Here is a 17,791-nt window from a genome sequence, read left to right as displayed (position 1 = left end):
AACGAGGTCTTGCGGGCTGGACGCCCCTGAAGGGAGGATCAATCGGCCGGTAGGCGCCTCGCACCGGCCTGTGACCTCGGGAGTCTTGGGATGAAACTGCTGCGAGTCGGACCGGCGGGCGCGGAACGCCCCGCGCTGCTCGATCAGAACGGCACTCTGCGCGATCTATCCGCCCTGGTCCCGGACATCGACGGCGCCCTCCTCGCCGATGAGGCCGCCCTCGCGCGGGTGCGCGCGGCGGCGGCCGCCGAGGGGGACGGCGCGCTGCCCGCGATCGAGGACGGCGGGGTGCGGATCGGCCCGCCGCTCGGCCGTATCGGCAAGATCGTGTGCATCGGGCTGAACTACCACGACCACGCCACCGAAACCGGCGCCAGCATCCCCGAAGAGCCCATCGTCTTCATGAAGGCCCCGGACACGGTCGTCGGCCCCGATGACACGGTCCTCGTCCCGCGCGGCAGCGTGAAGACCGACTGGGAGGTCGAGCTCGCCATCGTCATCGGCCGCACCGCCCGCTACCTCGACTCCGACGAGGCGGCCCTCGCCGCGGTCGCGGGCTATGCGGTGGCGCACGACGTCTCCGAGCGCGCCTTCCAGATCGAGCGCGGCGGCCAGTGGGACAAGGGCAAGAACTGCGAGACGTTCAACCCCCTGGGCCCCTGGCTGGTCACCGCCGACGAGGTCCCCGACCCGCAGGCCCTGGGCCTGCGCCTCTGGGTCAACGGCGAGCTCAAGCAGAACGGCAACACGGCGGACCAGATCTTCGGCGTGGCCCAGGTGGTCCGCTACCTCAGCCAGTTCATGACGCTCTACCCCGGCGATGTCATCAACACCGGCACCCCGGCGGGCGTGGCCATGGGCCGCCCCGAGCCCAAGCCGTATCTGCGCGCCGGCGATGTCGTCGAGCTCGAGATCGACGGGCTGGGCCGCCAGCGCCAGGAGTTCAAGGACGCCTGACCATCGACGGCCTCGGGGCCACTCGGGCTCACTTGCCCGAGTGGCCCGCCTTCTTGGGCGTCTGAACACCCGCCGCGCGCCGAACCGGTCCGCGAGCGCCTACCGGCTGCGGTCAGGATCGAAGCGGTAGCGGAACGGGCCCATCCGATGGCGGAACGGGCCCATCCGATGCAGGAACCACGTGCTCACGGTGAACGTCTTTCCCCGGATTCTCGATCACGGTGGAGTGTGAAGCAGTGGTGGATAAGGGGGCTGTCTCCTTCGCGGCAGGCGTGGCGAAGGGCGCGGCGAGAGCTGTCGCGCTTGCCGCGCTCATTCTGGCGGTGGCGGGGGCCACCGCGGTCATGGTGGCTGTGCCGTCCGCGCGGGCGGACGACCACCCGGGGCAGGTGCGCGTCGAGGATCTGCCCGCCGACACCTATGTTCCGGAGCCGGGCAACGACGAACGGTCGATGGACCTGGCGTTCTCCGTCGTGCCGAAGCGGGCGGGGCGGGTCACGGTGGTCATCGACACCTCACGGCTGGCCGGGGTCGCCACGGTCCGCCGGCTGAGTGATTCCTGCCGCCGCGAGGGCGCCCGGGTGACCTGTTCGTACCGCGTCTGGAACATCGGGCAGCCGAGCACCGTACGTCCCTTCCGGCTGCGCCCGGCGGAGGGGAGCACGCGCGGCGACCACGCCCGGGTCACCGTACGCGCGTCCCAGGACGGTTCGGCGGCCGCGGGGAGTACCGCGGTGATCGTCGGGGTGCCGAAGCTCACCGTGGGCGGGCGGGGCAGCCTGAAGCGCCTGCGGCCCGGCGCTCCGCTGCCGCTCCGGGTGGCCGTGCGGAACGAGGGCGGGATCCCCGCGCGCAACGGCTTCGGCATCGCGGTCGGCGCGGGCGGGGACCAGAGGATCACTCCGAGGTACCGCAACTGCCGTAAGGAGGGCCCCGACCTCGATCCCGAACTGCGATGTGTCTTCGGGCGGTCGCTGAAGCCGGGTCAGTCGGCGGCCACGGACGGGCCCCTCGGAGTCACCGCGTCGAAGCGGCGGTTGTACAGCGACCTCTCCATCACCGTCTACGCCCTCGGCAGCCCCGACGACCCCGCGTACGACCCCGACGAGCGTGACGAGGAGCCGTACCCCACCACGCCGGGCAAGGGCCGGCCGCTCGGGCTGACGGACGCGTCGGCGGACCGCGGTCGGTTCAGGGAATCCCTCAGCGAGGCCACGGTGGGGCTCGACCGGCACGTGGACTTGGACGCGGTCGCGCGGCCCGCCCGGGGCCGGGTCGGCGAGACGGTGCCCGTCCGGGTCGGCGTACGGGCGCGGGGGAACGGAGACCTGGACCTGTCGTACTGGGATCAGAGCGCCTGGTCCGTGCGGTTCACGGCGCCCCGGGGGACCCGCATCGTGGGCGGGCCGGAGGACGACGGACAGCCGCTGTGCACCATCCGGCACGGGGGGACGGTGGCCATGTGCCCCGAGTCGGCGGAGGGAGCGGCGTCGGGGCCGGGGGCGGGCGCGGGGATGGGCTTCCGCCTGCACATCGACAAGAAGGTCCACGGTGCGCGGGGCCGGGTCGAGGTCGTCCCCAACCCCGACTTCCCGCCACACGACCCGCGCCCGGCGAACGACAGCGCCCCGGTGGCTCTGGAGACCACCGCCGCCGCCGAGCCGGATACGCGGCCTTGGCTGTACGGGGGAACGGGCGGTGCCCTCGTGCTCGCTCTGGGAGTGCTGTACGCCGTACGCTGTCGGACCCGGGCCCGGACGGAGTCCGTCCGTCAGGGCCCGGTGGGCACGTAGCGTCAGGGCCCGGTGAGCGAGAACCGTTCCAGCGCCTCCACCACCAGCGCGTGGTCCTCGGCCTGCGGCAGCCCCGAGACCGCCACCGCGCCGATGACGCCCGTGCCCGTCACATGGATCGGGAAGGCGCCCCCGTGCGCCGCGTACCGGTCGGGGTCGAGGCGGGAGGACTCCTCGAAGCTGCCGCCCTTGGCGCGGAAGCGGGCGCCGACCAGGAACGAGCTCGCCCCGTAGCGCTCCACGACCCGGCACTTGCGCTCCAGCCAGGCGTCATTGTCCGGGGAGGTGCCCGGCAGCGCGCGGTGGAAGAGGCGCTGACCGGCCCGCAGGATGCCGATCGTCACGGCGGCGCCGCGCTCCTCGGCCAGGTCGGCGATGAGGCAGCCCAGCCGCCAGGCGTCGTCGTTGTCGAAGCGGGGCAGCCGCAGCCGGCGCTCCTGCTCCTCCAACTCCGCCACCTGGGATATCGCGTCGGTGTGCTCGCTCATGCGGGGACCTCGATCCGGACGGTACGGCGCTCAGCGGCCGCCACCCGGGCCGCCTCCAGCACATGCAGGGTGGCCGCGGCCTCGGCGGCGGTGACCGGCGGCGGGGTGCCGTCGCGGAGGGCGGCGGCGACGGCGGCGTAGTACGCGGGGTAGTCGCCCCGTAGGGTCTCCACCGGGACGCCGCCGCCGGTCGTCGGGGACTCTCCCGCGCCCAGCCGGCCCCAGTCGCCCTCCGGTTCGGCGCCCCATTCGACGGACGGGTCGCCGGGGCGCAGCCCCTCGCGCAGGGCGGCCTCCTGCGGGTCGAGGCCGTACTTCACATAGCCCGACTCGCTGCCCAGCACCCGGAACCGCGGGCCGAGCTGGGGGGTGGTCGCGCTCATCCACAGATGGGAGCGGACCCCGCCGGTGTGGGTGAGGGCGATGAAGGTGTCGTCGTCGGTCCGCGCCCCGGGGCGGCGCACATCGACCTCGGCGTAGACGGACTCGACCGGGCCGAAGAGGGTGAGTGCCTGGTCGACCAGATGGCTGCCCAGGTCGTACAGCAGCCCGCCGACCTCGGCCGGGTCGCCGGACTCCCGCCAGCCGCCCTTGAGCTGCGGCCGCCACCGCTCGAAGCGGGACTCGAAGCGCCGCACCTCGCCCAGCGCGCCCTCGGCGAGCAGCTTGCGGAGGGTGCGGAAGTCGTTGTCCCAGCGGCGGTTCTGGAAGACGGTCAGCAGCAGCCCGCGGGCCTCGGCGAGCGCGGCCAGCTCCTCGGCCTCGGCGGCGGTCGCGGCCAGCGGCTTGTCCACGACGGTCGGCAGCCCGGCCTCGAGGGCGGTGCGGGCGAGCGGGACATGGGTGCGGTTCGGGGAGGCGATGACGATCAGGTCCAGCTCATCCGCCCGGGCCCACAGCTCATCGGCGGAGTCCACGAGACGGACGTCGGGGAACTCGGCGCGCGCCTGCCGCTGCCGCTCCGGGCTGGAGGTGACGATGGTGTCGAGGACCAGCCCCTCGGCGGCCGCGATCAAGGGGGCGTGGAAGACGGATCCGGCCAGGCCGTAGCCGATCAGTCCCACTCGGGTGGTGCTGCTGTCATCGGTGGCATCCATGGATGCCACTTTGGCAACAGTGTTGTCAAAGTGCAAGCAGTGGCCACAATGGAGGGGTGAACAGCACGATGTCCGGAGCGTCCGGGCCCGGAGCCAATCTGACCGCCCTGCGCAGCCACAATGCCGCACTCGTCCTGCGACTGCTGCGGGACGCGGGCGAGGACGGCATCAGCCGGCCGGAGCTGGCCGGGCGCACCGGCCTCACCCCCCAGGCCGTCAGCAAGATCACGGCCCGGCTGAGGGCGGAGGGGCTGCTGGTGGAGGCCGGTCAGCGCGCCTCGACCGGCGGCAAACCGCCCACCGCGCTCCGCCTGGTCCCGGACGCCCGCCATGCGATCGGGCTCCAGCTCGACCGCGACGAGGTGACGGCGGTCCTGGTCGACCTCGCGGGCACCTCGGTCGCGGCCCGCTCGGCCCCCTTCGACTTCGGCGCGCCCGCGGATGAGGCGCTCGCGGCGGCCACGGCCGAGGTCAGTGCGCTCCTCGCGGACGCGGCGGCGAGCGGGGTGACGGGCGGCGGGCTGCTCGGTGTCGGTGTCGCCGCGCCCGGACCGCTCGACCACGGCTCCGGCGTGCTGCACCGCGTCACCGGCTTCCCCCAGTGGGACGGCTACCCGCTGCGCGACGCGCTCGCCGAGCGGCTCGCCCTCCCCGTCGTCCTCGACAAGGACACCAACGCCGCGGCGCTCGGGCTGGTGACCGCCGGGACCGCCGGGACCGCCGAGTCGGCCGCCTATCTCCACCTGGGCACCGGCCTGGGCGCCGGTCTGGTGCTCGGCGGGGATGTGTACCGGGGGGCGCGGACCGACGCGGGGGAGTTCGGGCACCAGGTCATACAGCTCGACGGGCCGCCCTGCGAATGCGGCAACAACGGCTGCCTGGAGGCGCTGTGCCTCGCCGCCGTCGCGCGTGGCGACCGTACGGACGCGGCGCGGCTGCTCGGCATCGGCGCGACCAACCTCGTACGGCTCCTCGACATCGACCGGGTGCTCCTGGGCGGCCGGATGGTGCTGGCCGACCCCGAGCCGTACGTTCGCGGCGTGGCCACGATGATCGCCGAGGACTCCGCCCGCGCCAGCCGCCCCCCGGTCTCCGTGGACGTCGTGGAGCGGGGCGAGCGGGCCGTCGTCGAGGGCGCCGCCCGGCTGGTGCTCGCACCGCTGTTCGCACTGGGCTGATCGAGGGGGATCCTGACCGCCAGTCGGGGGCAATCCGGGCCTGGTGCGGTGTGTCGGCGTGCGGACGCGGAATGTAGCGGAGTGCTCGGGGAAAACCGCAGCACAGCAGAGGTCACTCATGCGCTTGCCCACCGCACTGTCCCTACGAGCTGTCCTTCCGGCGGCCGCGCTAGCGTTCGCCCCGGCCCTCTACGGGGTCCCGGCGTACGCCGCCGAGGCCGAGCCCGCCGCCTGCGGGGACCGGAACGCCTCCGACTTCCCGATCGAAGCCCATCTGCGCGGCGGGCCGGACCAGTACGCCCTGGGCGGCGGCTGGCGCGGCTGGCACCTCGAACTGCGCAACGCCACGGACACCGGCTGCCGCGCCATCCACCCCATCGCCGTCCTGGTCGACCAGGCCCGTCAACTGCGGCCCCGCCATATCGGCTTCGAGTTCCTGGACCCCGCCGCGGACGGCGGCGCCACCTGGCGGACCGTCTCCTTCCAGACCACGGACGAGGACGAGAACATCGGGGTCTTCGACGACCACTTCAAGGGCTTCACCGTGCCCGCGCACAAGACCGTCGACGTCCAGGTGCGCACGCGCTTCGCCGCGGACGCGCCCGAGGGGCCGGTGACGGCCAACGCGATCGCCGTACAGCGGCGCGCGGACGACGGCGACTGGGCGGGGCAGTCGAACGACTACGTCTTCCGCATCGGCGGGACGGCGACGAGTACGGGTGCGAGTACGCGTACGGGTGCGGGGACGGGTGCCAGTACTGCGGACACCGGTACCGGAACCACGGGTCCGGACGCCGGAACGCGTACGAGGGCGGCCACGCGCTCCGGCGGGCTTACGGAGACCGAACCGGATACCGGTGTCGGCGCCGGAACCGCCACCGAAGGGGGAACCGAGACGAAGCCCGCTCCGGAACCGACCACCCGATCCAAGCGCCCCACGGCCACGCCGAGCCGAACGTCCCCGGCCGCGGTGCCGCCCCGTGCCGACAGCGACGCTGATGCCGACACGGAGACGGACGCCGACGTCGGCGCGGAGGCCGACATCGACTCCGATCCCAGCGCCGAAGAGGACGCGGGGACCGGAGAGGACCCCGATGCCGATGCCGATGCCGATGCCGATACGGATTCCGAGTTGGGCGCGGATGTCGATACGGACACGGACGCCGACCTCGGGGCGGACACCGAGACGGGTACGGACACGGACACGGACCCGGGCTCGGACTCAAGCGCGGACGCCGATGCGGGCACCGACACCGAGACGGGTACTGACACCGGCACTGACACCGACCTCGGTACGGAGACCGACCCCGGCACCGACGTCGGTACCGACCTCGGCACCGACACCGGGCTGGGCACGGAGACCGACGACCCCGGCGCCGAAACCGACCCCGGCCGTGAGCCCCAGGCCGAGCCCAGCACCGGTACCGGCACCGGCGGTGGCGGCCGTCGCGAGGAGGACGGCGGCCACGAGCGCGAGCACGAGCGGATGCCCGAGCTCGCCGCGACGGGCCGTCACACCGCCCTGCTCGCGGGGCTCGGCGTCATCAGCGCCGCGCTCGTGACCTGCGGAACCGTCCTCGTGGTGAAGTCCCGGCGCTCGGGGGTCTGAAGCCCCGGCGCCCGGACGCCCTCACGTTCGGGGGCGCATGTACGAACTACTGGCCCCGGGGCCCCTCGCCCCGGCGGCGCAGTTCGTCGTCGACCTTGTCCGAACCGGACTGGATCTGCTCCGAGTACTTGCCGCCGGTCTTCTTGTCCGCGGTCTCGGCCCCCTTACGAGCGCCCTTCCGAGCCTTGTCCGGGTTCTTGCTGATCGCGCCCTTGAGCTTGTCCATCATGCCCATCGCGGCCTCCTTACGGTCCGGCCTCACGGTCCGGCTCGTTCCACGGAGGGGCGGATTCCGCCCCTTCCCCAGCATCAGACACCTGTGCGGATCTGTCGCGCTGGGACGGAGCGCGGACGGACGGCGAAGCGGGCGGAGAGATGGATGGCGAAACGGATGGCGAAACGGACGGCGAACGGATCGTGCTCCGGAACACAGGGCGGTCTCCCCAGCGCTTTCCCCGGTTAGGCTGAGGTCGTCGCAGAGGCCGATCCGAGCGGAGAGCAACCAGTGGCAGAGCGCAAGCCGATCGAGTCATGGCTCACCGACATGGACGGTGTACTGATGCACGAGGGCATACCGGTGCCCGGTGCCGACGCCTTCATCAAGCGGCTGCGCGAGTCCGACACGCCCTTCCTGGTGCTCACCAACAACTCCATCTACACCCCGCGCGACCTCCACGCCCGGCTGTCCCGTATCGGGCTGGACGTGCCGGTGGCCAACATCTGGACGTCGGCGCTCGCGAGCGCCCAGTTCCTGGACGAGCAGCGCCCCGGCGGCACCGCGTATGTCATCGGCGAGGCGGGGCTGACCACCGCGCTGCACGACATCGGCTACGTCCTTACGGATGTCGAGCCGGACTACGTGGTGCTCGGCGAGACCCGTACGTACAGCTTCGAGGCGCTCACCAAGGCCATCCGGCTGATCAACGACGGTGCGCGGTTCATCGCCACCAACCCCGATGAGATCGGCCCCTCGGCCGAGGGCGCGCTGCCCGCCACCGGCTCCGTGGCCGCGCTGATCACCAAGGCCACCGGCCAGGAGCCGTACTTCGTCGGCAAGCCCAACCCGCTGATGATGCGGTCCGGGCTGAACGCGATCGGCGCCCACTCCGAGTCCAGCGCGATGATCGGCGACCGGATGGACACGGATGTGCGGGCCGGGCTCGAGGCCGGTATGGAGACCTTCCTGGTGCTCACCGGGGTGACCAAGGCGGGAGAGGTGGACCGGTACCCGTACCGCCCGTCCACGGTCGTCGAGTCCATCGCGGACCTCGTGGAACGCATCGCATGATCCGCCGGTGAGTACCGGTATGGCCCGCCGGTGAGCCCGCCGGTGAGCCCGGTATGACCCGCTGGTGAGCCCTGTGCCCCAGCCCTGTCCCCCGGATGGCGCAGTAGGTGCCCGCAGCGGATGCGGGGCCCTGCCGGGCGCGTGAGCCTCTTGGTATCGGGAGGTTTCACCATGCGCATTGTCGCACTCACTCTCTGTAGCGCAGCGTGCGCCGCCGTCGCGGCGATGACGGCCGCTGCTCCGGTCCTCGCCGAGCAGCGCCACTCCGCCACCACCACGATCCGGATCAGTCCGCGGGCCCTCGCCCCCGGCGCCGAGGTCGAGGTCTGGGCCTTCGGCTGCCCGGACCGGGTGGCCACCGCCTCCTCACCGGTGTTCGTGGACGACGCGGAGCTGACGCCCGAGGGGGACGCGCTCTTCAGCGAGGCGACGATCCGCTCGACGGCGGCCAAGGGGGCGCACCGGGTCACCCTGGACTGCGCGGACGGCGGCCTCGTACGCGAGGACGGAACGGGCGCGGGCGGGGGCGGCGCCGGCGGCACGGGCGGCGCGGGCGGGGAAGCGCAGGACGGCGCGGACCGGGTCGCCCTCGCCGTGGAGCGCCCGCCCTCGCCCGTCGCCCCCGTCCGCGCCGGCGGGGGCGGCACCGCGCCGGACGAGGCGCGACCACGCGACGACATCGGCGCCGCGGAGGCGTACGGCCTGGTGCTCTCCGGCGGTACGGCCGTGGCCGTCGGCGGCCTCGCGGTCCACCGCCGCCGCCACCCCTCCCGCGCCGCGAGCTGATCCCCATGGATCTGGATACCGAGATGGACGGAAACATGGACGGCATCGGGAATCGCTTCTCCGGCCTCGGGCGGCTGGCCATCGGACTCGCCTGGGCGGCGCTGCTGCTGGGCCTGTGGATGTGGGGCCGGGACACGACGGAGGGTACGGGTGGTCCGGCGCCCATGACCGGGGACGTGGCCGCGGTCGGGCGGCCGTCCGCCCATCCGCTGCCCCCGGCGCACGCGCCGCTGGGCTCCGCCCGGCCCAAGCGGGTCGTGATCGAGGCGGCGGGGGTCCGCGCCCCGATCGTCGCCAGCGGCCTGGACCGCGACGGGGCCGTGAAGCCGCCGCCCTTCAGCCGCCCCGGCACGGTCGGCTGGTACCGCGCCGGCCCCGAGCCCGGCTCCCCGGGCGCCGCGCTGCTGGTCGGCCACCTGGACACGAAGAGCAAACCGGCGGTCTTCCATGAGCTGAGCCGCCTCAAGCGGGGGGAGCGGGTGCGGGTCGCGCGATCGGACGGGACGACGGCGGAGTTCACGGTCGAGGACGTCGAGGTGGTGCCGGAGAAGCACTTTGACGCGCGGCGGGTGTACGGGTCGCGGTCGCATGACCGCGCGGAGCTGCGGCTGATCACGTGCGGGGGCACGTACGATCGCTCGACGCGGACGTACTCGGCGAACGTCGTCGTCTCGGCCTACCTGACCGGCACGACGGGCTCTGCGGGCAATGTGTCGGCGGGCAGCCGCAATGCGCCGCACTAGTCGGTGCGAGGGTGGGCGCCTGCGGCGGGCGAAGCCCCCACCCCGCCCCTTCCCGAAACCAGGGGGCTCCGCCCCCTGCACCCCACCCGGGGCTGCGCCCCGGACCCCACCCGGGGCTGTGCCCCGGCTCCCGCTTGGGGCTGTGCCCCGGACCCCACCCGGGGCTGCGCTCTGGACCCCACCCGGGGCTGCGCTCTGGACCCCACCCGGGGCTGTGCCCCGGCTCCTGCTTGGGGCTGTGCCCTGGACCCCACCCGGGGCTGTGCCCCGGCTCCTGCTTGGGGCTGTGCCCTGGACCCCACCCGGGGCTGTGCCCCGGCTTCCGCTTGGGGCTGTGCCCTGGACCCCACCCGGGGCTGTGCCCCGGCTTCCGCTTGGGGCTGTGCCCTGGACCCCACCCGGGGCTGTGCCCCGGCTCCTGCTTGGGGCTGTGCCCTGGACCCCACCCGGGGCTGTGCCCCGGCTCCTGCTTGGGGCTGTGCCCTGGACCCCACCCGGGGCTGCGCCCTCGACCACGGGGTCCAGGGGCGGAGCCCCTGGTAACGGGAAGGGGCGGGGAGGGGAGAAATCCGCTCTGCCCCAGACCACGGGGTCCAGGGGCGGAGCCCCGACCATGTGGCGGAGCCGCATACCCGGCACTCGCAGCCGTACGCGCGTGGTCTCCGTCGCCGGGGCGCTCTTGGCGTGCGTCGTGGTCTCCGGGTGTTTCGGGCCCTCGGAAGGGGATAGTGACCATGCCTCGCTCGTCGGGCGGCAGCCGAAGCAGCGGCCCAAGGCCACGATCCCCTATTGGGTGAATCCGGATGGCAGCGCGGCGCGCCAGGCCGCGGCGTACCGGAAGAAGGGCGAGGACGGCGAGGCCAGGCTGATCGAGAAGATCGCGGAGCAGCCCGTCGCGGAGTGGCTGGGGGTGGACGACCCGGAGGGGCGGGCGCGGGGGTTCACCGCGGCCGCGGATCAGGTGAACCGGGATGCGCTGCTGGTCTTCTACAACATCCCGCACCGCGACTGCGGACAGTACTCCAAGGGCGGCGCGGCCGATGGCGACGCCTATCGCACCTGGCTGGACAGGACGGTCCGGGGGATCGGCGACCGCCGGGCGACGGTCATCCTGGAGCCCGACGCGCTGCCGCACGTGGTGGACGGCTGTACGCCCAGGAAGTTCCACGAGGAGCGGTACGACTTACTGACCGGCGCTGTGGACAAGCTCAAGGGGCTGCCGCGCACCAAGGTCTATCTGGACGCCGGAAACCCCCACTGGATCAAGGACCCGCGCCGGATGGTCGAGCCGCTGAAGCGGGCCGGTATCCGTAAGGCCGACGGCTTCGCGCTGAACACCTCGAACTACCAGACGACCCAGGAGAACCGGGCGTACGGCAAGCGGTTGTCCGCGCTGGTCGGCGGCAAGCCCTTCGTGATCGACACCAGCCGTAACGGCAATGGCCCGGCCCCGGGTAAGAACGACCCGCAGGCGTGGTGCAATCCGAAGGGCCGGGCGCTGGGCGAGCGGCCGACCGTCGAGACCGGGGACGAGCGGATCGACGCCTATCTGTGGATCAAGCGTCCGGGCGAGTCGGACGGCACCTGCAAGGGCGGTCCCACCGCGGGTCGGTGGTGGCCCCGGTACGCGCTCGATCTCGCCCGTAACGCCGACCGTAGAAGTAGTTAGCCGTCACTTCTTCTTCGGGGCGGGCACCTTCACCCACGCCGCCTTCGACGGCGTCCCCCGGTCGTCCACCGCGTTGAGCATGTACCACCCCGGCGGCACCAAGGACGAGTCCTTCGGCAGGGTCACCGTCACCCCGTCCTTCGCCCGGGTGAAGTCCAGCGCGATCGACCGCTGCTCGACATTGGTCACATGGGTGAAGGAGCCGGGCCGGATCAGCCGCATCTTGGCGATCGACGATGGGTGTGCGGTCCGGTAGGTGGTCTTCCCGCCGAGCTTGACCGTCCTGGGCGCGGTGTCGGCGAGCTTCGGGCGGGAGTCGCGGAAGAGATACGGCGGGGTGTAGAGGTCGATCTGCTGCTGGAACTCACCCGGTGTGGTGTTGGCCTTGTCGGCGAAGAGCGAGTCCGAGCCGAAGGTCATGACCCGGCCGTCCGGCAGGAGCAGCGCACCCGAGTGGTAGTTGCGGCCCACCAGCGGATCGGCCACCGCGCGCGCGGTGTCGCTCTTCGGGTCGTAGAGCTCGGCCTTCAGCACATTGGTGGCGCCGCGCCCCCGGTAGTCGCCCGAGCCGTTCGTGGTCAGGACGGTGTCATCGGGCAGGATCACACTGCTCGGATAGCGCACCTTCGCATACAGTTCCGGGCCATCGCGGAACCGCGGCTTATCGGCGTGCAGATCGACGATCCGGGTCTTCGCCGTGGATTTGGGGTCCTCGCCGACCCCGCCCCCGCCCTGCACCATGTACCGCTGGTCCTGCGCGGGCGGCAGCAGTACGGACATCGACGTCTCCAGGGCGTCGGAGTCGCTGATCCCCGGGACCACATCGAACCGATTGGTCTTCAGATCCCAGATGCCGGGCGTGCGGCCCTTGTCGTCCGGGCCGTATCCGGCGTTCGAGCCGGTGTAGAAGATCCGGCCCTTGTCGGTCAGGAACAGCGCGGGGTAGGTCGGGAAGAAGCGCTTCTTGGGCAGGTACTTCCACTTCTTGGTCTTGGGGTCGTAGATCTCGTTCTTCCCCGGCACCACCTGGCCGATCTCGTCCAGCCCGGAGACCGCGAGCACCTTGCCGTCCTGGAGGGTGGTCAGCGTCGGGTACCAGCGGGCCTCGTTCATCGGATCGACCGGGACATATCGCTCGGCCTCCGGGTCGAACTCATATGCCTGCTTGATGCCCTGGAAGTCCTTCTTGTCGAACGACAGCTTCTGCGCGATCCCGTAGAAGTTCCGCTTGTCCTTTCCCCTCAGCCCGGAGATCCGGTAATTGTCCTCGGTGCCGGTCTGGTACTTCTTGCCCTTGCGTAGCGCCTCCACATAGACCCGCGCCGTACTCGCGGTGACGGTGACCTTCCCCTTGCGATTCTTGCTCTTCTTCGCGCGCGGAACGAGAATCGGGTCCTTGGACTCGAAGGTCTTGCCGTTCTCCTTCCCCGTGAAGCGGGTACCGGCGGGGAGGGTCTTCGGCTTGTCGGGGCTCTCGTTGTGGACGAACATCAGTCCGCCCGCCTTCTCGACATCGCCCCTGAGCTTCTCATAGCGCTGAGTGCCGCCCGCCACCAGCAGCTTTCCATCCGGGAGCTGGCTGTGCCCGGAGCAGAAGAGGTCCTTGGGGGTGGGAATGTTGGTGAAGGTGTTCTTCTCCGGGTCCCACAGGACGCTGCGGAAGGATTTGGCGGCGAAGTTCTTGGCGTTGTTCCCGGAGCCGGCCACCAGCAGCACCTTGCCGGTGTGCAGCAGGGCGGCGTGGATCGTATTGATCCGGTATTCCTCGGGGACATCGACCACATCCCAGTGGCCGTTCTCCGCCTTGTACTCCGGTTGGTGGATTTTGTACGCGTGGTACTTGTCCGAGCTGAAACGGTAGAGGGCCGGGCCGTTCATCCCGGCCAGCACGAAGACGGCCGCCGCACCGATCCCGAAGCGGCGGGTGCGGCGACTCGGTCGGTACTTCACTTCTTATCGTCCCCCAAGTTCGGGCACAAAACGGTCATCGTCGGATGACTGTGGCCGAAGTGGAACGAAGAGGCCAGCGACCCGCCGAAGGTGGCCGCGACCAGCCTCGGGCCCGGGTTACTCGCGATGCGCCGAACGCAGTCGGATGCGGATGTTCCCGAAGTGGTCGCGGATCGCCTCTTCGGCTCGCAGGGCGTCACCCGAGCGCACCGACTCCAGGATCTCCCGGTGCTGCTTGCAGGTGACCCGGGGGTCCGTGGGCACGTCCACGAGGTCGGTCCGCACCCGGTGGAAGGCGTCCCAGAACGCCTCCAGCACCTCGCTCAGCAGCGTGTTGTCCAGGCTCCCGTAGAGCGCGGCGTGAAACGCCCGGTCCGTCTCGGCCCGCACCGAGCCCTCCGCCGCCTCCGCCTCCATCCGCTGGACGACCGCGTCCAGCTCGGCGAGATCCGCCTCCGGGATGCGGCCTGCCAGCCGCGCGATCAGCCCCGTTTCCACGGCCTCGCGCAGCTCGAGGAGTTCGAGGAGGCTGTCCTCGCCCCGGTAGTGCCCGGCGACGGTACGGAAGATCAGCCCCTCGATCATCGGCGCCATCGACATCGGCCCGACGTACGTCCCGAAGCCGTGCCGGATCTCCACGATCCCCATCGCCTGGAGCGCCTTGAGCGCCTCGCGTACGGAGTTACGGCTGACGCCCAGCAGCTCCATCAGCTCGGTCTCGGTGGGCAGCGGGGCGCCCGAGGGAAGCCGCTGGTCGATGATCAGCCGCTTGATGCGTTCCTGTATGTGCGCCGCCACCGCCACCTCCGATCCGGACAGCTTAGCGGCGGCGGCACGAGCAGGTCAGATGTGTGCGATGAAGGCGGCCCAGGCTTCGGGGGAGACGGTGAGCCGATCCCCCTGGGGGGTTTTGGAGTCGCGGATGTGGATGGCTTCGGGGCGTATCGCGACCTCGACGCACTCGCCGCCTCCGCCGCCGCTGTAGCTGCTCTTGAACCAGTCGAGTTCGGTAGTGCTGCTGCTCATAGCGCTCCTCGCATCTGCTCCAGCAGGCTCGTGGAGTCCTGAGGGCTCAGAGCCTGTGAGCGCAGTTTGCCATAGCGCTGGTGCATGGCACTGACGGCTTTCGGATCGGTGATCAGGATGCTGCTGCCGTGCCCTTCGATGTAGCCGAGCCAACGGTGTTCCATCGTTTCGGCGAGGCGCATCGATCCATCGGCACCAGAGTGATCCTCCTGCCGGAGGGGCATGATCTGGATCTCTACGTTGCGGCGCTGCTGCTGCTCAAGGAGGTGGTCGAGCAGGATCCTGGTGATCCCTGAGCCGCCGAAGTGCCTGTCCAGGAGGGCCTGTTCGATGATGAAGCAGAACGAGGTGCTCGGCAGGTCTGTGAACAGCTGCTGCCTCGCTAGGCGTGCGATCACCTGCTGCTCGCACTCCTCCGTAGGGGTGTGCGGGATGTAGCGGTCGAAGACGGCGCGGATGTACGACTCGGGTTGAAGTAACCCCGGCACCACCGCGCAGTCGTACGCGAGGAGTGAGACGGCTTCCTCCTCGATCCCCGCCCAGTGCAGGACCCACGACGCGAGTCCGACCCTCCGCGTCAGACTGCGGTACGCCGCGCCCAGTACGCGGGCGGCCGGGGCGCCCAGGACCTCCTCCGTGCGCGGGATGAGTTCCTTGGGCGGGAAGCGCCTGCCCTGCTCCATCTTCGCGACGTACGTCGCCGAGTACCGGACCCGTGGGGCGAACTGCTCCTGCGTCAACCCCGCCTCGTCCCGTAGGGCCTTCAGTACCGCGCCAAAGGTCTTGAGGCTCTCCGACGTTTCCGGTTCGCTGTCTTTTGTCATCCTCATATCGTCACGGGCGGTGACCGCCCCGGTCCAGTCGGTGAACTGGTACAAGCGAAACTGGGTGGGTGTCGTGCCTGGCAGAGGCCGCCGTCGGGCCGGGACGCTTCCGCCATGACCGCACCACAGGGCCAAGTCCCCGTCACCGTACGTACGTTCGCGCAGCGATTCTCCGCCACCCGGCGCGGTGCCCGGCTCGCCCGGCTGCTGGCCGTGCACCAGCTCACCGCGTGGGGGTTCACCCCGGGGGTGGGCGGCTATGACGCGGCGATCCTGGTCGTGGCCGAGCTCTCGGCCAACGCGGCGCTCCATGGGCGCGTACCGGGGCGGGACTTCGCGGTGCGGCTGGCGTACGACGAGCGGGGCGGCGTCCTGGAGATCGAGGTGAGCGACACCCATGAGAAGTGCCCCGTGCCGAAGGCGCCCACGTCGGACGACGAGGAGGGGAGGGGGCTGATGCTGGTCGAGGCGGTGGCGGATCGCTGGGGCATCAGGGAGCGAAGGGGGCCGGGCAAGACCGTATGGGCGCGGATCACCGAGGCGAGGTGACTTTGAGCATGGGGGCGGGGGTGGGGGGCCGGGGCCTCGCCGCCGGCCGCGGCCGGTGGGGGCCGGTGCCGTGGCGGCTTCCGTACCCGAGGGCCGGGGCCGAGCCGGGATGCGGCTCGAGGACCCAGGGCGGCCCCTCCGGGTACCCCTCTAAAAAACGCTTGATCTGAAGCAACTAATTTATCAAACAGTTTCGAGAGGGGTACCCCACCCCCCGGCAGGCGGTCCGGCAACGGCCTCCGCCCCGGAAGACCGTTGCCGCCACCGGCGGCCACACCCGGCCGCCCGGCGCCCGGCGACGCGTCCGCGCCCCCCACCCCCTGCCCCGCTGCTCAAATGCGCCGAAGGCGCGAGACGGCGCCGCACCCGACCGAGCCGCGCAACCCAACACCCCCTCCCCGAGGGGTGGTTCGGCGTGATCGACCGGCGCACCAGCCGCTTCGAGACGCCCACGGTGGCGGCCAACACGTTCGTGAACCTGGGGACGGGCGCGTCCATCGGGCCGTGGAAGGTCACGGCCGGAAACGTGGACCACATCGGGGACGGCTTCTGGCAGGCGGCCGAGGGGGGCCAGTCCGTGGACCTCAACGGTACCGGCGCCGGGACGGTGGAGCAGACCTTCACCACGGTCCCGGGGAAGCGGTACTCGGTGACGTACTCCTTGGCCGGAAATCTGGCGGGAGGCCCGACCGTGAGGAGCGGGAAGGTGCTGGTGGACGGGCAGAACTTCCAGGACTTCAGCTTCGACGTCACGGGCAAGACGTTCGCGGACATGGGCTATGTGACCCGGGAGGTGACCTTCGTGGCGCGCGGAACCTCCACGACGCTGGCGTTCGCCAGCACGAACGACAGTGCCTACGGGCCGGTCATCGACGACGTCAGGGTCAGCGCCTGCACGCCCTGCCCCTCCTGCGACTGATCGCGACTGATCGCCGCTGATCGCCGCTGATCCCGAAAGGGAGCCCTCGGCGCCCCCACGCGCCGGGGGCCGGCTTCCGGTCGTCCCCGCCCCAGCGGACCACGCCGTCGAGCTCGGCGAGGATGTCGCGGATCACGACCTCCTGCTGGGGGAAGAAGCCGCCCTTGACTTGGAGTGCGAGGACGCGGCGTACGCGGGCGTCGCCAGCAGCGCGGAACCGGGGAGGGAGGCCAGCGCGGCCGCGCCGAACAGCGCACCGGAGCGGGCGAGCAGCTGCCTACGGGATGGGTCGAACACGCTCATTCATCGTCCCCTCGTGATGGTGGGGCTGGTGGGCCGGTTCTGGTCGCGGGCCACCACGGACACCGCGCCCGTGGCGATGGCCAGGACGAAGGCGATGCCCATGGCCGGGTTGACGTATCCCGGGACCGCGGCGTCGTAACTTCCGCCCTCGTCGATCCGGCAGGTGAAGCGCAGCGGGAAGTAGCTCGCCGAGTAGCGGTCGACCTGGGCCGCCTTCGCCGCCCCGCCCGCCTTGGCGCACGCCTCGCTCTTGTTGTAGCTCTCCATGAACATCACATGGAGCGCGCCCCAGATGTACAGGGCGACGGTCACGCAGACGGACAGCAGGGCGATGCCCCCGAGCCATTCGGCCCGGGTCTTCCGGCGGCCGGTGCGTCGGGCGATGCCTGATCCGAGCACGCCGATCAGGGTGAAGATGACGATGACCCCGATCAGGCAGATGAACAGCAACAGGATCGAGTCGAGTTCGCCCGCCGAATCGGCCGTCGGCGATGGAGGTGCTTCGTTCACCGCATCATCCTGTTGTACTTCTCGAAGATGTAGTAGAGCGGCATGCGCTTCTTGGCGTCGGTGAAGGCGGGCTCCTTCGGCCCCTGGTAGCGCCGCAGCACC

General features: G+C 71.3%; 19 protein-coding genes and 1 pseudogene. 10 read left to right on the top strand and 10 right to left on the bottom strand.

Annotated features, from left to right (window positions below):
- Positions 1-90: 90 nt before the first annotated feature.
- Entirely contained in the window at positions 91-957 is an 867-nt protein-coding gene (locus ACJX2R_RS21575) for a fumarylacetoacetate hydrolase family protein (protein WP_262699815.1), read from the top strand.
- 236 nt (positions 958-1,193) lie between these two features.
- Positions 1,194-2,750, top strand: a complete 1,557-nt coding sequence (locus tag ACJX2R_RS21570; RefSeq protein ID WP_413101472.1) for a hypothetical protein — start codon at positions 1,194-1,196, stop codon at positions 2,748-2,750.
- A gap of 2 nt (positions 2,751-2,752) precedes the next feature.
- Here ACJX2R_RS21570 and ACJX2R_RS21565 read toward each other — a convergent pair whose 3' ends face one another.
- A complete protein-coding gene (locus ACJX2R_RS21565; RefSeq protein ID WP_413101471.1) occupies positions 2,753-3,238 on the bottom strand; it encodes a heme-degrading domain-containing protein in 486 nt (161 codons plus the stop codon).
- Positions 3,235-4,335: a Gfo/Idh/MocA family oxidoreductase gene (locus ACJX2R_RS21560; protein ID WP_413101470.1), complete on the bottom strand. Its 1,101-nt coding sequence runs from the start codon at positions 4,333-4,335 to the stop codon at positions 3,235-3,237. The genes ACJX2R_RS21565 and ACJX2R_RS21560 overlap by 4 nt, the downstream gene beginning before the upstream one ends.
- A 68-nt stretch (positions 4,336-4,403) precedes the next feature.
- Here ACJX2R_RS21560 and ACJX2R_RS21555 point away from each other — a divergent pair, with 68 nt between their 5' ends.
- Together ACJX2R_RS21555 and ACJX2R_RS21550 are read left to right on the top strand one after the other, a co-directional pair.
- Positions 4,404-5,513 carry an ROK family transcriptional regulator gene (locus tag ACJX2R_RS21555; RefSeq protein WP_413105922.1) on the top strand — a complete coding sequence of 370 codons (1,110 nt, stop codon included), beginning with the start codon at positions 4,404-4,406 and terminating at the stop codon, positions 5,511-5,513.
- Positions 5,514-5,631: 118 nt separating this feature from the next.
- Positions 5,632-7,122, top strand: coding sequence for a hypothetical protein (locus tag ACJX2R_RS21550; RefSeq protein ID WP_413101469.1), 1,491 nt, complete (start codon positions 5,632-5,634; stop codon positions 7,120-7,122).
- Positions 7,123-7,168: 46 nt separating this feature from the next.
- On the opposite strand, the gene ACJX2R_RS21545 is transcribed toward ACJX2R_RS21550, so the two are convergent.
- The gene (locus ACJX2R_RS21545) at positions 7,169-7,357 is read right to left on the bottom strand and encodes an antitoxin (RefSeq protein ID WP_020870990.1); all 189 of its coding nucleotides are present in this window, start codon (positions 7,355-7,357) and stop codon (positions 7,169-7,171) included.
- Between the two features lie 270 nt (positions 7,358-7,627).
- Here ACJX2R_RS21545 and ACJX2R_RS21540 point away from each other — a divergent pair, with 270 nt between their 5' ends.
- From ACJX2R_RS21540 to ACJX2R_RS21525, 4 genes are all read left to right on the top strand, one after another.
- Positions 7,628-8,410: an HAD-IIA family hydrolase gene (locus tag ACJX2R_RS21540; RefSeq protein ID WP_210950394.1), complete on the top strand. Its 783-nt coding sequence runs from the start codon at positions 7,628-7,630 to the stop codon at positions 8,408-8,410.
- Positions 8,411-8,581: 171 nt separating this feature from the next.
- A complete protein-coding gene (locus ACJX2R_RS21535; protein ID WP_413101468.1) occupies positions 8,582-9,196 on the top strand; it encodes a hypothetical protein in 615 nt (204 codons plus the stop codon).
- A 5-nt stretch (positions 9,197-9,201) separates the two neighbouring features.
- Entirely contained in the window at positions 9,202-9,939 is a 738-nt protein-coding gene (locus ACJX2R_RS21530) for a class F sortase (protein ID WP_413101467.1), read from the top strand.
- A gap of 613 nt (positions 9,940-10,552) precedes the next feature.
- Positions 10,553-11,608: a glycoside hydrolase family 6 protein gene (locus ACJX2R_RS21525; protein WP_413101466.1), complete on the top strand. Its 1,056-nt coding sequence runs from the start codon at positions 10,553-10,555 to the stop codon at positions 11,606-11,608.
- A gap of 3 nt (positions 11,609-11,611) precedes the next feature.
- Here ACJX2R_RS21525 and ACJX2R_RS21520 read toward each other — a convergent pair whose 3' ends face one another.
- The 4 genes from ACJX2R_RS21520 to ACJX2R_RS21505 form a co-directional block, all read right to left on the bottom strand.
- The gene (locus ACJX2R_RS21520) at positions 11,612-13,558 is read right to left on the bottom strand and encodes a galactose oxidase-like domain-containing protein (RefSeq protein WP_413101465.1); all 1,947 of its coding nucleotides are present in this window, start codon (positions 13,556-13,558) and stop codon (positions 11,612-11,614) included.
- A gap of 117 nt (positions 13,559-13,675) precedes the next feature.
- On the bottom strand, positions 13,676-14,356 hold the full coding sequence (locus ACJX2R_RS21515; protein WP_360075489.1) for a FadR/GntR family transcriptional regulator: 681 nt from the start codon (positions 14,354-14,356) through the stop codon (positions 13,676-13,678).
- Positions 14,357-14,401: 45 nt separating this feature from the next.
- A complete protein-coding gene (locus tag ACJX2R_RS21510) occupies positions 14,402-14,584 on the bottom strand; it encodes a DUF397 domain-containing protein (RefSeq protein WP_413101464.1) in 183 nt (60 codons plus the stop codon).
- Positions 14,581-15,408, bottom strand: a complete 828-nt coding sequence (locus tag ACJX2R_RS21505; protein ID WP_413101463.1) for a helix-turn-helix domain-containing protein — start codon at positions 15,406-15,408, stop codon at positions 14,581-14,583. The genes ACJX2R_RS21510 and ACJX2R_RS21505 overlap by 4 nt, the downstream gene beginning before the upstream one ends.
- 114 nt (positions 15,409-15,522) lie before the next feature.
- Here ACJX2R_RS21505 and ACJX2R_RS21500 point away from each other — a divergent pair, with 114 nt between their 5' ends.
- Together ACJX2R_RS21500 and ACJX2R_RS21495 are read left to right on the top strand one after the other, a co-directional pair.
- Positions 15,523-15,957, top strand: a complete 435-nt coding sequence (locus ACJX2R_RS21500) for an ATP-binding protein (RefSeq protein ID WP_413101462.1) — start codon at positions 15,523-15,525, stop codon at positions 15,955-15,957.
- A gap of 415 nt (positions 15,958-16,372) precedes the next feature.
- On the top strand, positions 16,373-16,876 hold the full coding sequence (locus ACJX2R_RS21495) for a choice-of-anchor C family protein (RefSeq protein ID WP_413101461.1): 504 nt from the start codon (positions 16,373-16,375) through the stop codon (positions 16,874-16,876).
- On the opposite strand, the pseudogene ACJX2R_RS21490 reads toward ACJX2R_RS21495, so the two are convergent.
- The 3 genes and pseudogenes from ACJX2R_RS21490 to ACJX2R_RS21480 all read right to left on the bottom strand — a co-directional run.
- A pseudogene (locus tag ACJX2R_RS21490) lies at positions 16,842-17,045 on the bottom strand (hypothetical protein); the annotation flags it as partial. The gene ACJX2R_RS21495 and the pseudogene ACJX2R_RS21490 sit on opposite strands and share 35 nt — an antisense overlap.
- A complete protein-coding gene (locus ACJX2R_RS21485) occupies positions 17,009-17,179 on the bottom strand; it encodes a hypothetical protein (RefSeq protein WP_413101460.1) in 171 nt (56 codons plus the stop codon). The pseudogene ACJX2R_RS21490 and the gene ACJX2R_RS21485, both read right to left, overlap by 37 nt.
- Complete coding sequence (locus tag ACJX2R_RS21480; RefSeq protein ID WP_413101459.1) at positions 17,180-17,689, bottom strand: hypothetical protein; 510 nt, start codon at positions 17,687-17,689, stop codon at positions 17,180-17,182. It lies immediately after the preceding gene.
- Between the last annotated feature and the right edge of the window lie 102 nt (positions 17,690-17,791).

It is taken from the genome of Streptomyces sp. Inha503 (assembly GCF_047215865.1).
Lineage (GTDB): Bacteria > Actinomycetota > Actinomycetes > Streptomycetales > Streptomycetaceae > Streptomyces > Streptomyces lycopersici.
This window is presented reverse-complemented; position numbering and strand designations above follow the sequence as displayed.

Coding starts and splice junctions, on each gene's coding strand:
- ACJX2R_RS21535 (WP_413101468.1), top strand. CDS start 8,582: ATGCGCATTGTCGCACTCACTCTCTGTAGCGCAGCGTGCGCCGCCGTC.
- ACJX2R_RS21505 (WP_413101463.1), bottom strand. CDS start 15,408: ATGACAAAAGACAGCGAACCGGAAACGTCGGAGAGCCTCAAGACCTTT.
- ACJX2R_RS21555 (WP_413105922.1), top strand. CDS start 4,404: ATGTCCGGAGCGTCCGGGCCCGGAGCCAATCTGACCGCCCTGCGCAGC.
- ACJX2R_RS21575 (WP_262699815.1), top strand. CDS start 91: ATGAAACTGCTGCGAGTCGGACCGGCGGGCGCGGAACGCCCCGCGCTG.
- ACJX2R_RS21525 (WP_413101466.1), top strand. CDS start 10,553: ATGTGGCGGAGCCGCATACCCGGCACTCGCAGCCGTACGCGCGTGGTC.
- ACJX2R_RS21545 (WP_020870990.1), bottom strand. CDS start 7,357: ATGGGCATGATGGACAAGCTCAAGGGCGCGATCAGCAAGAACCCGGAC.
- ACJX2R_RS21560 (WP_413101470.1), bottom strand. CDS start 4,335: ATGGATGCCACCGATGACAGCAGCACCACCCGAGTGGGACTGATCGGC.
- ACJX2R_RS21565 (WP_413101471.1), bottom strand. CDS start 3,238: ATGAGCGAGCACACCGACGCGATATCCCAGGTGGCGGAGTTGGAGGAG.
- ACJX2R_RS21500 (WP_413101462.1), top strand. CDS start 15,523: ATGACCGCACCACAGGGCCAAGTCCCCGTCACCGTACGTACGTTCGCG.
- ACJX2R_RS21550 (WP_413101469.1), top strand. CDS start 5,632: ATGCGCTTGCCCACCGCACTGTCCCTACGAGCTGTCCTTCCGGCGGCC.
- ACJX2R_RS21530 (WP_413101467.1), top strand. CDS start 9,202: ATGGATCTGGATACCGAGATGGACGGAAACATGGACGGCATCGGGAAT.
- ACJX2R_RS21485 (WP_413101460.1), bottom strand. CDS start 17,179: ATGAGCGTGTTCGACCCATCCCGTAGGCAGCTGCTCGCCCGCTCCGGT.
- ACJX2R_RS21510 (WP_413101464.1), bottom strand. CDS start 14,584: ATGAGCAGCAGCACTACCGAACTCGACTGGTTCAAGAGCAGCTACAGC.